General features: G+C 29.6%; 6 protein-coding genes. All 6 read right to left on the bottom strand.

Translation table 25 applies throughout. The features are described 5' to 3' along the window. Nucleotides 1-58: 58 nt before the first annotated feature. Nucleotides 59-667 carry a hypothetical protein gene (locus tag HLG78_RS04500; protein ID WP_231176702.1) on the bottom strand — a complete coding sequence of 203 codons (609 nt, stop codon included), beginning with the start codon at nucleotides 665-667 and terminating at the stop codon, nucleotides 59-61. A gap of 113 nt (nucleotides 668-780) precedes the next feature. Further along, a complete protein-coding gene (locus HLG78_RS04495; RefSeq protein WP_231176648.1) occupies nucleotides 781-2,640 on the bottom strand; it encodes a DUF2075 domain-containing protein in 1,860 nt (619 codons plus the stop codon). Between the two features lie 17 nt (nucleotides 2,641-2,657). After that, nucleotides 2,658-2,993 (bottom strand): nucleotide pyrophosphohydrolase, encoded by a 336-nt coding sequence (locus HLG78_RS04490; protein ID WP_231176645.1) that lies wholly within the window; start codon nucleotides 2,991-2,993, stop codon nucleotides 2,658-2,660. A gap of 28 nt (nucleotides 2,994-3,021) precedes the next feature. Next, nucleotides 3,022-6,366 (bottom strand): P-loop NTPase fold protein, encoded by a 3,345-nt coding sequence (locus tag HLG78_RS04485; RefSeq protein WP_231176636.1) that lies wholly within the window; start codon nucleotides 6,364-6,366, stop codon nucleotides 3,022-3,024. A 64-nt stretch (nucleotides 6,367-6,430) separates the two neighbouring features. Continuing rightward, nucleotides 6,431-8,395, bottom strand: a complete 1,965-nt coding sequence (locus HLG78_RS04480; protein WP_231176633.1) for a tetratricopeptide repeat protein — start codon at nucleotides 8,393-8,395, stop codon at nucleotides 6,431-6,433. 133 nt (nucleotides 8,396-8,528) lie between these two features. Beyond that, on the bottom strand, nucleotides 8,529-15,572 hold the full coding sequence (locus HLG78_RS04475) for an MG2 domain-containing protein (RefSeq protein ID WP_231176629.1): 7,044 nt from the start codon (nucleotides 15,570-15,572) through the stop codon (nucleotides 8,529-8,531). Between the last annotated feature and the right edge of the window lie 42 nt (nucleotides 15,573-15,614).

Genomic DNA, 15,614 nt, shown 5'->3' with positions numbered 1-15,614 from the left:
ATCAAAAAAACCAGCTCCTGTTTATAGAAGCTGGTTTTTGAGTTGATAGATGAAATTTTTAGTCTTCGTCCTCGTGCAGATTAACTCTTACTTCAAAGCCGGTCATTCCTGTCATCATCAACGACTTTTTCATATAATTGATCAATCTAGACATATTTCTTCTTTTTTCCATATATACTTCCCAATCTTCTCATCTAAGTCATTGTTTCCATTCTTCAAAATCATCTTTTGCTTGTGAAATAGTAATTGGTGAAGCTTGATCAAATCAAGTTTTGAAATCTTCGGATAATTCTTCATCAATTTTATCAAAAAGTTCTTCCAAAAATTCTAGTCCGGTTTGATTTGTTTGTGGTTTGTAGTACATCCAATCTGGCAGATCTCCGTCTTCTTTGGTAAATTGATAGTATTGTTTGAGTCTAGCAACAAAATCAGTCAAATTATTCCAAAGCCCCTCTCTGTCATCATCAATTTGTTCGTCTCTGACATCCAACTCCTCAGCTCATTCCAAAATTTCGTCTTTCATAGACTGGAATTGGCTGATAATATCCGGCTGGTTCCTAAACATTAAATGATCCTCTCCCAGTTTATCTTTTTGATCTTGCAGAAGGTTTATCAGAGTTTCTGCATCCTCTTTTTTGGTTTGTAGTCTATTTGGGATTTCTGCCATTTTGTTTATGTTTAGGATGTAAATAAAATTAAGGAGCTACACAACACAAAGCCGGCTCTAGAGTTGGTAGCTATAAATATTATAGCATATAATTTTTTTGATTTCAAGGAAATTTATCAAATTAATTTCTTAAAATACTCTCTTGTTTCCTCATCAGTACAATAAATATAACAACCTTTCATACCTCTTGTCATCAAAGTACGATAAGTATTTTTTATCAGAGACTTTATAAAATCCTTAGTTTCCTCTGGATTTTCTTTTAAAGCCTTTTTGTATCATTTTAATGATGCATCAGTAGTTGCTCTTTGTGATGGATCTACCAAGACTTCTCAATTCCTTACTATTAAATCTGGTCATATAATAACTCATACATAATCTACTTCCAATCATTGACAAGTATGGATACAACCAACTTCATTTACAGATTCTGGTTTCATTATTCGCAACATTCCATCTTTGCTGAGATTCCATTTCATCTGAAAATCGTATTCTTCAAATACAATATCATAAGCTGATGAGTCTTTTTTACTAACCCAATTTCGACAGTATCCAGCAAGAAGTCTTGCTCTATTATTTATTTTATTTTTTTCAAAAATGGCATCTCTAAGATCAGCAGGAGAATCAAAAACCTTGAAATCATAGTTTATTCATTCCAAAGTTGGATTTGCTGTTTCTTTTATTTGTAAAGTATTATCAAGCCATGCTAAGTATCAATCTGACCCACTACAACGAAATTGAGAAGAAAGTTCCATCTCATAAATTTCTGCTCCTTGGTTTGTTGCTCGTTTTTTGATTTCATCAACTTCTCCTATATCATTAAAGGTTACTTTTTGATCTTCATCAATAAAAAATATTGAAAAATTAGAAGCATATATAATTTCCTTTATTTGATTCTCTCATAAGTTTCAAAACATTCAAGATTTTTCATTAAGCCTATGTGCTTCATCTACTATAAGACAGTCAAACTCTGATTCTTGTGAATTAGTAAAAGATCAGGATCAAACAAATAAATTATCAATGTGTGTTTTCTTCAACTCTCAAGTTAGTTTTGCTGCATAAACTGCTCTTGGTGCTGAGTTTTTACTTACATATTGAGTTACCAGTCTTTCTTGATTAAGGGTTACCAATAAATTTATTGCAACAACAGATTTTCAAGTTCAAGGTCAACCTCTAACTATTAAAACTTTTTTGTTTGATTGTGAGGAGTTTCTTGCAAGTTTTAAAGCTTGTTCATACAAAAGCTTTTGATCATCTATCATTACAAACTCTTGATTTCACTTAATCATAGATACTAAACTATCTGCTAATGATTTGGATGGTCTAATTTTTCATTGATCAATTTCATACATTGTTTTATTTTTGTCTCAGTGCTTGATATATTTTTTTATGAAATTTTGAAGTTTTTCCTTATCATCTTGCAAAAATACAGGTGATTTGGTAATATATTCTGAATAGAAATCATGCACAATATCTCAGCTATTATCCTTGTAATTATGCAAATAAGCACAAGGATTAAGTTGAATATCATTTTCTTCAACAGTTTCGTTAAAAGAATATAGCAAAGTAGCATAAGACCAAGCTTGATATGATGGATGATTTTCTTCACTTTCTCCATGAGAAAATCGAGTAGTTACTATTCAATCTTTATCAGTAAGTTGAACTTTTTCCCATTGTTTCAATTCAATTATTATAACATTTTCTTTGTTGGAATCATCAAGTCATGTTATTATAAAATCTATTCTCTTTCATGATCAAGGAATATTGTATTCTATACTTACTCATATATCATCAGGTATTTCATTATCGCTCATTATGAAAAACATCTCTCTCAATGAGTTTTTCCATGATAGCTTTTCATTTTTTGATGTTTTTCTTTTGAGTTTATTTTCTACACAAGTTTCTATAATGTCTTCTATATTTCTTTTTGAAACATCATCAAGAAATGTTTGTTTTGTTTCACTATAAACTATCATTGCACAAAATATAAGTATTAAAGTTCTGTATATTTATTACTTTTTCATTTTGATTTTTCAACAGAATATTTTTTATTATTTTTTTCTATTTTATCTTTGACTGCTTTTTCAATATCAATTCATGAAGTTTCAGCAAAATATATCAAAAATATCATAATATCAGCAACCTCCTCTGCAATTTTGGGATTATTTTTTACTTTCTCATAAGATTCTTCCTGAGTTTTCCATAAGAAATGTTCCATTAATTCAGCCGTTTCAATACTTATAGCATTAGCTAAATCTTTGGGGTTATGAAATTGTTTCCAGTCTCTTTGATCTCTAAATTCTCTAAGTTGTTTGATTATTTCTTCCATTGTAACTATTAATTATTATTAAAATAAATTAGTTATCTTTTCTAAGAGGGACATATGCCCTTCTCATGTACTTTTGTAAATGATCAACAGTTAATTCTTTTAAATAGTCATAGTTATTATAGTTTTTATCAGATAATGGATAAAAATTACCTAAAATTTCTAATAGCAACACGATTTCCTCTTTTTCTAATAAATTGTTTTCTATTATATAATTTTTGGAGTTTATACATTCTAAATTATGTTGTTCCAAAATTTCAATTGAAATATTGGATACTTCAAGAGTAAATAGATTTTTTTCTAAATTATTGTCATTATTAATTTTTTCAATATCACTTGATATATATCAAAATAATTTTAGTAAAATATAAGGTTTTTTTTCAATTTTCATAAATAGACTAATGTCAGCAAATCTTATAGCAAAGAAAACCAAAAATAATCTTTGATAGAATTCATTATAAAACAATCTTTGATAGAATTCATTATAAAACAATCTTTGATAGAATTCATTATTATTATTTTTAACATTATAATAATCAATAGCATTATTATATATTTCTGAATACACTTTTTTTATTTGATTAAATATTTGTTCTTTTCTAGGATTATAATTACAAAGTACTCTTCTTTTAAAGTCAAGATGATCAAAATAACTCTCAAATCTTTTAAAATCATCATTATCTTGTGATATAGTTGACAAAAATCAATATAACTTTAAATTAAATTTTTCAATTTCTTTTTTCGTTATTTTTTTTATATTTAAAAGATAAGGGTTAACTAAATAGTAGGGGAATTGTATTATTTTATCCAAATATAAATCTGGATTAAATGCTTCTTTTGATTGTCCGTTGAAGTCCTTATACTTATTTTCTAGTCAACATTTAACTAAATTTGGATCTATTGGAATTATATATACAGTATCTGGGAAGTCCAAAACTGTTTTTGTGAGATCTATCACATCAATTATTTGATCTGGATTTAGTCTATCAATATTTTCAAGAATTATTATTTTTTTATTGTTATCTCAAATAATATTAAATAATTCATTACCAAATTTATCTGCCAAATTAGAATCCTGTATTTGCTTGTCATAAATATTAGTCTTAAATCAATACTTATACAAAAACAAAATAAAAAAAGGAATTAATAATAAAAAAGTAATTATATACTCATTTTCTTTTATATACTCAGGAATATATTCAGCCTGTTCTAAAGATTCTTTTTCTAGACACTCAAAGTATATAAGACATTCTAAATTATAAGTGAAAATGAAAAATATCAAACCAAAAACATAAAATATAAAGAAAAACTTCGCATAAGAAAATCTTTGATACAAGAAGATATTATTGTACAACTTATCATAATAGTATTTCAAATTTAATTGTTTTAATGATGAAGAAGTATAATAGTTACCAAAATAAGTTTTATTATAAAAAGTTTTTAAAAAACTCTCAATTATGAAGAAAAATAAAAAGAATATAGTTTTAGTTAAAAATGTTATCAATATTCAAATATAAGAGTTTTTTATTTTATCAGTTATGGATTTTCAATATTTATATTCTTCATATCATAATTCTTTTTCTATTAACTTTCTGTAAATATATTTTATAAATCACTTTTTTTCTGTTTCTACTCAGTTTATGGAGTATCATTTCCATACATCTACCTCATAGACACTATAATTCTCATTTTCTAAATAATACTCTTTCAAAAGACTTACAAGTTTCGTTTTTCATTCTCACCATTTTCAGATAATTCATACACTAAATGATTTCTGATCCTCTTCTTTGTTTTCTCAAGTTTTATATTTTTCAACAATATTCTTAATTTGTTGGTAAGATTTAGCAAGATATATATAATCAAATTTTATTGATATTGAATCAAGAAAACTTTTAAAACCTTCTGTTATATCATCGGATTCAAATATTTGAACAATTTCTTTATTTTCTTCATTTTTTTCTATAGTATAATAATTTTCATTTTCATTGTCATGTAATGATAAGTCGTTTTCTCATAATTTTTCTTTAATATTTAAAGTTAATAATTCTTTAAATCAATTTATATTTATACATCATCAATTAAAGTTAAAATTTCAAGGATATTTCTGTCATACTGACTTTCCTCTAAGATATCTAATGTATATATCTGCTAGTAATAGTTTAATAAAATCCTCATAATCTTTATTGAATGATATAATCAATCATAATAATAATTGTTTTCTATAACTAATATCTGATTCAAATCAAATGTTATATCGATTTATAACATCAAAAATAATTGTTGAAGTTTTATCTTTATTAACCTTATCAAAGAATCTTCACCAAATATTTATAGACTTATTATCATTACTATCTTCATAATAAATATCAACATCTCATAAAGGAACATCTAAAGAGTTAATATAAACGTTTAAAAAATTTTTATCTTTTAAATTTTCAGATAAATTATTTCTTAATGTCTCTATAATAAATTGAAGTCTATCATCATATAGACTTTTTATATAAGTAAACTGAGCAGCACCTAAGTTTCTATATCAGCTCCAATCAGTAATATTTCTGATTTCATATAAAACTTCAAAAACAACAAAAGTTTTTTGATTATTTTCTGACCATTCCCATTTTGATAAATTATTACTATTATCAACTCATTCAGGAGCATCTTCTTCATTTCATATATAATATAATTTTTTTTGATTTCCATCTTTTTCTAAATAGTAAAATTTTTGATTCTGGTCATTATTTTTATTTTTTAGTTCATATCATCTATCATATATTCTTGTTACCAGAATAGAAAACTCATCATTTTCTTCTTTTGCAGATTTATTAACAAAAAATACTAAATCTCATTCTTTAGTATTTTTTCAAAATTTATCATCCCATGCAAAGAAATTTAAAACCTCATTATTCTCGTTTTTCCTTGTATTATATAGTGTCTTAGCATTTTTTCTACTACTATTTGATAGCTCAAAAATAACTATATTTAATTTATCTAGTATAGAAGAATTTAACAGTTCTTCTCAATCTATTATTACACTTCGAATTCATAATTTTTTTGTATTATTCTCACCTCTAAAAAACTTTTTTAAATTATTTTTATTATTTTCCAAGTTGTTATATATAGACACCTTGATTTCTCTATATGTATTTTCATTTTTTTCTTTATTTTTTCAAGATCCATAATTTATATAATTATCAAGAGCCTCTTGAATCCAATCTTTTGAAAATCATTTTTCATAAGCTCTATCTATTATCCACTTAATAACTCATCTAATCTTTGCTTTTTCTGAGGATAATTCTCACGCATTTCCAAACTTTGTATCAACTCATTGTATTTCTTCACCATTAATTTTGTATAGTTTTTTTGACTCATCTACCATTTCATTTCAATTTGAGGTAAAATTAAGCTAATTTTAATCTTTGAAAAAATATTGTCAATTTTTTTTAAGCTTTTCATAATATCTTTTTTGCTAACTCATACTCTTGAGAATAATCCAATCCAACATCCATAGTTGGCTCTATGATTTTCCAAGAAACATACATATATGCCAACAGCTGATATCAGGTAAACTTTTTTCAAGGAATTGATTTTAGTTCATACTGAGTATCATCTCAATAAGATATTCCACCAGCTCACTTCATTCATATCTCAAATGCAATTTCTTTGATTTTTTCAAAATCTAAATTTTCCAAATATTGTATTGCTCATACACAATACATCACAATAGCCATATTTATCTCAGATTCATCAATTTTTCATTTATCTTTATAGTCTTTGATGATATCAAAATAATCACTTTTGAAATTATCAACATTTTCATACTCTATTGGTTCTTCATCTTTCTTGTCTGTAACTTCAAAATCATTACTACTAAACTCTTCTTCATCAATCAAACTAAAATATCAAGATAATCACAACTCTTCTGCTCGATAGTTAATAAGTTCGTATTCATCTCATGGTTCTAAGCTATCCTTTTTTGATTTATAATCCTGATAAATGTTCCATGCTTTTCTGATAAGCTTATTTTTCTTGAATTCATTGATGAAACTTACACTAAACAAATCTTCCAAAAAATATGCTTGGACAATATTCATTATTACATTTGCTTCATATACCACCTTGGGAGTACTTTTTTCTATATCTTTATTATTAGATATTTCCACTCACTGTTTTACCATATTCACAATATTCAAAAACTGTATTGGTCTTATATCTTCATAGTTTTCAAAAAGATATTCTTCTATTATTAGATCAATTGGTTGATTGTACAACTGAAGATTTATATTTTGAGAAAAGTAATCAATTTGATCTTTTGTATAAGCTGATTTTGAAAAATCCATACTTTCTCATATTAGATCTTTTATGAATTTTGCTTGATTTTCTTTGGTTTGTGCAAATATTTTATTATTTTTTTGGTCTCTTGCATCTTCAATCAATTTGAGATGAGTTAATTCATGCATTATAGAATGTTTGTAGTATTGATTTTGTGGATTATAAAAAATCTTATGTTCATTGTTTCAATGATATTCTGCAATTTTTATGATTGCTCATACCTGCAAATTTTTGTCTTCGTTAACTTGGATTGATTTCTGTGATCTTTGTTCTAATTCTTGTTTGTATTTATCATAAAGCTCTTGTACAGAATAATAATATGAATATTTCTTTGCAGAATCAAAAACTACTTTCATAATAGAATTTTTCATATTCTCATCATTTTGAGATTGTTCAATTGCCTTTATTCAATGATAAAAACTTTTATAAAACTGATCTTTATAATTATAAAGTACTGCCAAATTGTAGTTTGTAATATTATAATCAGGATCATTTTTATAAGATTGATCAAGAGAAGCTTCTGCTTCTTCATAATCTCATTCTTGCAAATTCACAGCTCAATAATTTGTTAGTGCATATATATCATTTGGATCTTTTTGGATTGCTTTTAGGTACAAGTTTTTTGCAAATTCAATTTTTCCTTTATTTTGATAAATATTTCCTAAGACTACCAAACACCATTTGTTATCAGGTTCTAGCTTTAATCATTCAATTATATTTTTTTCTGCTTGATCTAGTTTTCAAGTTTCATAAAAAATTTGTCATTTTATTCTATAAAAATCAGATACAGTTGGATACTTTTCTAACAAGTCATCAATCAAGACTCTTGCTTTGTGATATGATCAGCGAGTAGCAAATTCTGTAGCTTCTTGTAGTTTGTTTTCATATTCTTCAATAGATGGTATATCTAATTCTATTCTCACTTCTTCTCATTTTATTTCTATATGGGGAACAATTGGTCAGTATTTATATAGTTCTTCTAATATATTTTTTAGATATTCATCCGTAATATCTCTTGGATTTCAGTCAATTAGCAAATCTAGCAATATATCGTTTTTATTAAAAATTATGATCATATGCACTTTTGATAATCTAAATAAAAGCCTTTTAAGCATTTATAAACAAATTTGTTAATTTATCAACCAAAAAAACCAGCTCCATCCAAGAAGCTGGTCTTTTAATCTTTCAACTTTCAACTTTTCCCCTCTCTTACCTACTAATCTCAAAAACCTTACCACTACTCCTACCAAAAACCTCTGGTCTGTCCAAAACCTCAGCCCTAGCAGGACGAACATTGAAGCTACCTTCATAACTAGCCTGCATTACATAAGTATAAGTATATGTCCCAGACCTAAGATGCTCAGCATACAAATATACCATATCATTCCTTTGCTCTATATGATCAAATCATCATCGCCTATCACTAGTTTGCCCTACTACCTCAGCCACATCATCTCACACTGTATCAAAATCCACATTCAAAACCTCTGCACCAGAAGGGATATAATCCCTCAAAACCACATCATTTCTTTCATAAGGAACAGTCAACTCTACCTCTCACACTACGAAATCACCATGATTGGCTTCACTGACAGAATCAATATTTTCTACCCTTACATTTCTACAATTTGATCATCACCATCTTCATCTCCATATTGGAGTAAAACACTGTCTTTCATGAGCATCTTGGTATTCATCATAATCATAATAATTCCTGCTTACTATCATTCATTCATCTCTTGGAGTAATCTGATCGTTTGGTATATGGTATCTTAATCCTACATCATAATAAAGCCTACCCTCTCCATCTTTTTCAAATCACAGACTATGAGTTTCCCCAAAATTCACATAATCTTGGAAATCAAACTTATCGTGAGCTAATCCAAATCTGTTGTCCATATCAAAGTTTGCTTCCATTATATTATTTTCTTCAAAATAAGCTGCTGCATCAAAATCAACATTATCAAGCTCACCTGTTTGATCAACGTATTTGTCCAAAGCATCTATGATAGGCACAATATTTCTGGCATGAAAAGCTCATTCTTCGTCCCTGTTTGCCAAAAGCCACCTTGCCATATTCTCTACCTGTAGTCTTTCTTCTTCTCCATAATCAAGCATCAACTGTAGCATTTTGGCAGTAGAGATAATGTTATTTGAATAATCCAAATCTGCCGGTAACAAACTACCTCTTGCTTCTATCAATATAGAGTTTTTCAGATCTTCATAAAACTCATCAGCTCTTTCTCAATCTTCGGGCATCAACTCATAAAGATTGATATATTGTATTTTTCTTTTGTTGCTTAGGTCATCTCTTGGTTCAAAGTGTTCATTTACAAAATCATACTCTCACTGCACAGCCAAAGGCATAAAATAAGAAATGTTTCTCTTGTTAGAACTACTTCTTTCAATTTTTTCTTCAAGTTCTGATTTGTAATAATCCAGTAGCTGTTCATTGTCTACTCCATCAATATCCAAATCCATTTCTAGATATGATTTTGACAAAGCAAAACTACTACAAGATTGGCGAGTATGCCAACAACTATCCTGGAAGTTTCTAAGTCATCCATCATCTTCTTGATATATATCCATTTCATCTTTGATTTTGGATTCTACTTCTTGGATAGTAGTATATTCATTATTATCTCTATCATAAACTGTAATTTCTTCAAATTCATCTAGTTTGTTTACACCCTGATACAAACTTCTCATACTTTCAGCTATATCCAGGAATCCCAATCTACTTCTAAGACTCTCACCAGGATAACTAAAATAATCATCCAGATTGTGCATTAGGTTGGTAAGAATAGTTGCTCACATAGTAATTTCCAAATATCAGTTTTCTTCCATTATCTCTGAGATCTTAACTTGTTCTTCATAACTTATATCCTCTGTAGAACCATTGGTAAACACATATTCTGCAGTACTTGGTTGCTGGATGTTTCTTGTATGTCTTACTGCATCCTGATACTCTCCTGCATTTGCAGATATAGTAATTTCTGACTCAAAATTCTTGATATCCTGAGTTCACAAACTATCAATTTCTACAGGAAATCTTACTGGCTCTGTCTCTCAAGGTCCAACTTCTACTTCCTGAGTAGGATTGGTATTTGTTGCATTGCTAATCTCAAGATTGGTTTGCACATTTTGAGCAGTATTGGTATTGTTAGCAATTTGAGCTGCTATTATCAGCTCATCTCCAGAGATCAGGAATCTAGGTATTTGTTCTAATATACCAATAGGTTTTTGTACCTGGAAGTCAGTTTCAAACTCCCCTACTTTGGTATCTTGAGTATGCACAAAACCATCTACTACCCAAGTAGTTAGATTATCAGGAAGTTGGTCTACTTGTATTTGAGCTTGTCAGTTTTGTACATCTACTACTGACTGATAATATGCCAAATCTTCAAAATCTTCTCTAACTTCTGCTTCATCATCCCCAGGAGCAGCAGCATCTTCTGTTGCAGATCTGGTATCTGCTTGCATATCTGCAGATTCTTCCATAATTTCACCATAAAACTGAGCATCATCTTGTTGGGTTTCAAAGTCTTCTTCCACCTGAACATCTAACTGATCAGGGAAATGAATTCTTTGGATAATATTTTGGAGATTACTTGATGTTGAGATGTTGTTTGATTGTTTTGAGTAGAAAAACTCAAGTATATCCTGTTTGTTGTCCATCATATCCAACAAAGCCTGGTCTATCACTCTGATTGTTGCCTGTCAATCAACCGGATTTCACTCATTGTCTGTAATTTCAAGATCAATTGTTTGACCATCTCCTGGTTCATACATTTCTTTGTCCAAACTTACCTGTCCATCAAGTTTCACATAATCTGTATTTACTTTTATGGTTTCTAATCATCCATAATAACTTGGCAAAAGATTTGATAAAAGTTCTTGTTCTTGAGCTCTTAGTTCCACCCACTCTTCATAAAGATTTTGTTCTTCTTCGTCCATATCATCAACTTCTGGTGGCAATGGTGGTATTATTACATCATAATATGGAACTATTGGAGGACCAGGTATTCTTGGGATGTCCAATCTTTCTTGTAAATCTTGTTCTATCTGAGACATTTCGTTTCTTACTTCTTCTAAGTCTTGGAAGTCATCTTGTATGGTTGTAACATCTTTTATTATAAATGCTGATATATCAAAATTTGGAATATACTCTTCTTTGATCTCTAATTGTACTTCCTGATTGTACTCATCAATATCAATTATTCTAGAATCCATTATTTTGTTGTTTTTTTCTACTGTTAGCATAGCTTGTACTCAAGTATGAGGAGATTGTATTGTTGCTCTCATTGTGTCTCACACATCATAAGTTTGCTGTTCAGGAATTACATTAATTTCATTGTCTTCCTGACCAGGAGACAATACATCTGCTCATCCTACATAAAATGTTTTTGTGGTTTTATAACTTCCATCAGGAGTGCTTATCACAAACTCATACTCTCAAGGCTCATCAAAAGTAAAATCAGTATTTACTGTACCATCTTGAGTAGTTGTCAAAGTTTGGCTCATAACCGTATCTTTGGTGGTTTCTCTTTGTTGACCAACTTCATCGTGTTGATGTTCTACTTTTTTCACTTCTAAATCTATTTGTTTTTGAGATAGTCTATTTCAATCAATATCAACTGCTATAAGATCTATATTGGCGGTATCCAGATAATCATAACTAAAATCATCAAAATTCACACCTACAAACTTTTCAGTTCTAAGTCATTTGAAAGAAAGATTTTGAGCTATATTTTGTCAGCTTTCTGGATCCTGTACATTTAAAGATAGATTATAGATCTTGTCTTCTTGATCCTGTTCTTCTAGATCAAGATCCAAAACTGCTTGTCAGTTATTATCCAATATAAGTTCTCACCTATCTTCACGTCTGCTTCCAGAATCTGGTTGCCACCAAAAACTTCTTCTTTCACCAAACTGGTAACCTTGTACCCCTCATCAATCAAAATAATAATCTTCACTTGTTAATTCATAGCTTACCTCACCCTCGGCTACAGGAAGTCACATATAATAATTTGCGGCAATATCTACCTGAGCAGTTTCTCACAGAAGATAATCATCCTCTCTGGCAGTGGCTTCTACTTCAAAATCAGGAGTTTCAAACTCTTCTACACTGAAATTCAAATTATCATTACCAGCTCTTACAGTGTATTCACCAAGATTTGCATCATCAGGAAGATCAAATCCTGCCTGAAAACTTCAATACTCATCCAGCTTAAGAGTTTCACTTATCATAGTCTCTCACCTACTATCTCTAACTCTCAAAGGTATACTATCTTCCTGTATCTGATAAGCTTCAGAATAAAAATTTCTAACAGTTCATTTGATATTTACTTCATCACCTGGTTTGTACAAAGGTCTATCTGTAAAAATATAAGTTTTGGCATCTCATTCAGACAGTTCATTACCGGAATTAGTTACAAGTACTTTATCCTGATTTTCCAAAGTTATTACAAGGTCTGAATTTGATGGAATACTTTCCAACTCATAAAGTCAGTTTTGTTTTGGTTCAAAATCTATATCATGCCTACCAACAACAGAAGGATGTGTTCAGCGATGATGTCTATTTATTTCATAAGCTGTAATATTATCTATATTGTTGGCAAGATTTTCTCATTGGTTGTAATCTCTGAGCCATAAAATATCTTCTTTACCCTCTTTCAAGGTAGCAGTAACATCACTTATATTATAAACTCTGGTAGAATGAGTTAATTCATCCTCTTGGTAACTTTCTTTTTGGGATTCTGTCATATCTTCTTCAAGTTTGTAGACCTTGGCTTTTACTATATTTGAATCAAACTCTTGTTCAAAAACTTGTTCTAGATCAACAGTATTCAAACTTGGCTGAAATCATTTGTTTTCAACATCTACTCTGGCAGTTTGACAGTCTTTGTTGTCTATGTAATTATGCCTGGAAGGATTTACTTCTCATTCACAAACTCTAATATTTACAGTGTCTATGTTCACTGATTTGATTGGCAAAGTCAAAGGTTTGATACTACTTGGAATCATTACAAGTCATTCCTGGTCAATAATATCAACATGTTTGTCTTCGTTTTTGACTTCTGGAGTAGTAAACTGATATTCATAATCCTGATCCAAAGGATAGTTATCTTTGTCCAACAAATCACTGCTTATGTTAAGATTATATTGAGTATCAGGATCAAGATTAGTTTCAAGAATATATTTATTTTTTCATTCTTCATAGTAACAGTCATATTCGTCTTTGTCATCCATCCGTGATCTTACTATTTGTATTCTTTCCACCTCTCAATAACCATCAAACTCAAAAGCTTCTTCGTTCCTGGAAGTTCTGGGTATATGATGAGATGTAGTTAAGCAATGTTTTTTATAGTTTATCATCTCATAGTCTTGTATTTGATTATAATCCTTGGTTCCAAAATCCAGAGTTATATCATCACTTGAACTAATATTGGAAGCAAGTATTTCTATATTTAATTCGTCTGATATCTGCCCCTGTATATCAATAATTACTCATTTTTGATTTTCTTGGATAGTTTCATTTTCTTGTTCTTTGATATAAGAAAGTTCAAAATCATAATCTATATCAAAAAGATCATAATCCAACTCAATTTCTTCATTAAATTCTATTAGAATATTTGGATCTTCTGGGAGAACTATCCTATTATTATCAGCTTGCTGAAGATTTGAAACTAAGTTTTTGTCTTCTTGCTCAGGATCCTGATAAATAAAAGAGCCATACTCTAATACCAAACCATCTGTACTAAGTGTACTTTCATAATCAGTTTGTAAAGGAACATTTCATCTTTTAGAAGTTAGCTGATCAGATATCCTAAAATCTAAACTAGTATCGTATCCTCGGTCTCACTCTGCAGGGAAAATTTCTATTATATTTTCTTGTGTTTTGTATTCTCATTCAATACTTGTTTCTTCTTGTCAAAATTCAAAATCTAACTGATGTGTTTCATAACCTCTCATTTCAAAATTATCCATCACATCTTGCATATCAACATCATCGTTGAAAACCAACTTCAGTGGCTCATCTTTGTTTATTCTATTATTTGTATTTACAACTTCAAAATCAGGGGTTCTTATCTGGAAATTTTTGGATTCAGTTATTGGATTTCAAGCTTGATTTTGGAATCAAGAAGGAATAACCACCTCATACTCTCATCCAAATGGTAGTGTTTTTTCTGGTCTAAACTGAAATGTACTAGTAGTTATCCATGTACATTCTCAGTCTATCTTGGGATCAAAACTTATAGGACATTCTGGCTGGTCATCAAGAGCCGTCAAAGGAACCATTGGAGAACTAAATCTCACAGTTATATTCTGATTTGGGTCTTGAATATCTCATTTAGGAGACACAAAATCAATTTCTGGAGTAGCATCTATCTTGAACTCTCTTGATAATGTTTCCGGAAGGTTTTCTCAGGCTGCAGTTTTAGCATCTTGGGTAATATTTACCAATAAAGTTTCTTCTGTGCTAAAATCATCCAAAATTTCAAGTTTCAAAGTTTTGTCATCCTCCCAACTTGCATCATATTCTACCTTGGGATAAGTTTTCATATTTGCAAGTACTGATTCTTGATCCATTTCTTCATCAAATGCAATTTCCATAGTTTGGGCTTTTGGCTGGAATTCATACTCTCATTCATCATGAACTGATCTAAAAAGCACAAGTCCTGCTTCATACCTTAAAATGTTTCTGTCTTGAGCCATAACATCTGACTCTTTGGTTAAATCAAGCTCCTGAGCAGCTTCAAAATAATTCTCCCACCAAGGGTTTGTATCTTCTGAATACTCTCCATCTACTGCTCTAACTGCTACAGCAAAAAACTCTGCTCTGGAAATAGGATCTGCTGGTCTAAAGTTATTGCTGCCACCATCTCACCTTATCAGTCAATATTCTGCTGCTTTTTCTATAGAAGGTATTAGGTCCTGATGTGCTTCACCTAAATCAGCAAAATCAGGAATTTCCTCTTCTTGCTCTGGAGTTTGCTCCAGCCCTTCCTCTACAAAATTTACAAAGAAATGTGCTGCTTCATCTCTTCTAAGATTAAATTCCGGTCTAAAAGATTCTACTTGATTGTATTGGGTAAGCTCGTTTTCATACATCCAGTCCAGGGATTTCAAGAATTCTTCATCTGTTTGTATGTGATGAAGATTGGCATAGGTAAAAAGATGGTATCCTGCTGTGATTATAATTGCTGTTATTGCTGTGCTTATTAAGCTAATCTTTGTTTTAGTTCACATGACTGTAGTTTTAATAATTAAACATTCCTAATATCATTTACA

Origin of the sequence: Candidatus Absconditicoccus praedator (genome assembly GCF_021057185.1) — a bacterium.
GTDB classification, from domain to species: Bacteria; Patescibacteriota; Gracilibacteria; order Absconditabacterales; family Absconditicoccaceae; genus Absconditicoccus; species Absconditicoccus praedator.
This window is presented reverse-complemented; position numbering and strand designations above follow the sequence as displayed.